Genomic DNA, 2,094 nt, shown 5'->3' with positions numbered 1-2,094 from the left:
ATCCGGGCTCAGTCATCCGCAAATCAAAACCGCAGCGGAGTTCATCAACATGTTCTGAAAAAGCCGTCCACCTTCGGGCGGCTTTCTCATTTTCTTGCTCTGAGCAGCCGCTCCATCATGTCATCCTGCGGGAAGCTCTCGAAGCTCGTCGTGCAGTTCTGCTTCACGATGTCGAAAATCTCGTACCAGAGGTTGTTCGCCTGCTTCTGGAAGTTCTGGCTCATCTGCACGAAGGGGCTCGCAATCGCGCCGCCGGTCGTGGGATGCTTACCGAGCAGACCGTACTGGCTCACAGCCTCCTCACACTGGATGAAGCGCGCAAAAGCCTGCGCGTAGCTCTCGAGCAGGCGCGGATTCACGAGCCGCTCACAGCGACGCTCCTTGAGCCACTGCCATGTCTCGCGGTAAATCTCATCCGCACCGAGCGGCTTCCCGTTGCGCTGACGCGCGGAAAGGTAATCGCTTGGATTCGGCATCTCCTCGCCCATAAGCTCCTCCGGCTCGTCAAGCTCGACTCCGGCAAGCGGCGTCACGGGCGGTAGCTCGATCCGCACAGCTTTCTTGCCTTCCTGCAGCTTCTCCGCCAGCGGCTGCGGCTTGCATCCGGCGCGCGGTCTGCGTCCGCCGCGCTGCGTCCCGTCCTTGGCCAAATCCATCACTTCCTTCCATCTAGGGGTGCGCCTTTAATCCCCCGTTTGATTTCAAACTTTTGCGCGTGAGGGGACGCTTCCGGTCAATTTTCTGCCGTTTTCAGCGATTTTTACGCCCCCTCCCGGTCATGCTCTCGTTTACTCGTCTTTTCTACGTTTCTTATTTCTCCATCGGTCGCCTGACTCCGCACTGATGCGCGAATGGCAGGTCTTACAAAGCGCCATGAGGTTGTCCTCGTCATGCGTGCCGCCGTGCGCAAGCGGCAGGATGTGATGCACCTCGGTCGCTTCGGTAAGCCGTCCCGCCTTCCGGCACATCTCACAGAGCGGATGCGTGGCGAGGAACAACGCACGGATCTTGCGCCAGCGATAGCCGTAGCGCTTCTTGTTTTCTTCCGGCCGTCCATAGCGCTCGTACTGCTGTGCGGCCAGCCGCTTGTGCTCTGGGCAGTAACTCTCATCAGCTTCTACGAGTCTGGCGCAGCCGGGGTAGCGGCATGGCTTCTTCGGTTTTCGCGGCAACAAAATCACCTCCACGATGTATCATGTTTTGTCTTTTCGCTTTACGTTGTAAACTAAATCATCTATAATGGAATAAAAGGTGGTGTTTCATTATGGCAACAGTCCCAACACAAATCAGAATCGACCGTGACGTCAAGGAACAGGCAAATGCGCTGTTCGCCGGATTAGGGCTCGACATGTCCGGCGCGGTCAATCTTTTCCTGCATCAATGCGTCCTGCGCGGCGGCATTCCCTTCAGCATAGAAATGCCTCACTACAACAGGAATACCATCGCGGCCATGAAAGAGGCAAAGAAAATATCGCGTGATCCTGAAGTCTCCAGCTACGATAGCATGGACGAACTCAAGAAGGCACTCGACGAATAATGCACCATACAGACTTGTTTGCAAAATAATCGCCTTCCGTATGGGGGGCTTTTTTCATGGCATCAAAAAAGCCTTCGAGGGATCAGCAATTCCTTCGAAGGCTTTCTGTTCATTTTTCACCACTACCATTTTAACACATCCGCCATCGTATGCAAGAGAACTCGTCTGCACTTCCATGCGGTATCATGTCTTTTGTGAAAAAATATTTTCAACGGTAGCGAGCGCGCGTTCATGGAGAGTCTGCACCCAGCGCGTGCTGAGTCCCATCTCCTCGGCAATCGACGGCCACGACTTGAAATCGAGATAACGAAGCTCCAGGACAAGCTGCTGGTCGGGATGTTTCACCTGCCGGATGACTGCCATGGCCTCGCGCTTCGCATCCACCAGGCGGTCGATTTCCTCGTTGATCTCGCACTCCATATCAACAATCTTGGCGATGGTTCCATCGAGTTTATGTACGTTCGCTGAACCGCTGACCGGTTCCCTGCCAAGGGAGGACGTGACCTGCCCGGCAAGCTGCCGCAGATCGGAAAGTCTTCGGAGTCTGCTGTTTACTC

4 protein-coding genes are annotated in these 2,094 nt (G+C 55.3%); 1 reads left to right on the top strand and 3 read right to left on the bottom strand.

Annotated elements, in window-relative coordinates; genetic code table 11:
* Positions 1 to 86: 86 nt before the first annotated feature.
* Positions 87 to 650: a P27 family phage terminase small subunit gene (locus tag F599_RS0113205; protein WP_019543962.1), complete on the bottom strand. Its 564-nt coding sequence runs from the start codon at positions 648 to 650 to the stop codon at positions 87 to 89.
* A gap of 138 nt (positions 651 to 788) precedes the next feature.
* Positions 789 to 1,172, bottom strand: a complete 384-nt coding sequence (locus F599_RS0113200) for an HNH endonuclease (RefSeq protein ID WP_019543961.1) — start codon at positions 1,170 to 1,172, stop codon at positions 789 to 791.
* A 92-nt stretch (positions 1,173 to 1,264) separates the two neighbouring features.
* On the opposite strand from F599_RS0113200, the gene F599_RS0113195 reads away from it, so the two are divergent.
* A complete protein-coding gene (locus F599_RS0113195) occupies positions 1,265 to 1,537 on the top strand; it encodes a type II toxin-antitoxin system RelB/DinJ family antitoxin (protein WP_019543960.1) in 273 nt (90 codons plus the stop codon).
* A 183-nt stretch (positions 1,538 to 1,720) separates the two neighbouring features.
* Here F599_RS0113195 and F599_RS14560 read toward each other — a convergent pair.
* Positions 1,721 to 2,094, bottom strand: a 374-nt coding sequence (locus tag F599_RS14560; RefSeq protein ID WP_019543959.1) for a DUF1492 domain-containing protein, incomplete at its 5' end; no start/stop codon positions are given.

The organism is Selenomonas bovis DSM 23594, assembly GCF_000381005.1.
Lineage (GTDB): Bacteria > Bacillota > Negativicutes > Selenomonadales > Selenomonadaceae > Selenomonas_C > Selenomonas_C bovis.
Note: the sequence above shows the minus strand (reverse complement) of the source record. Positions and strands in the feature narration are given on the sequence as shown.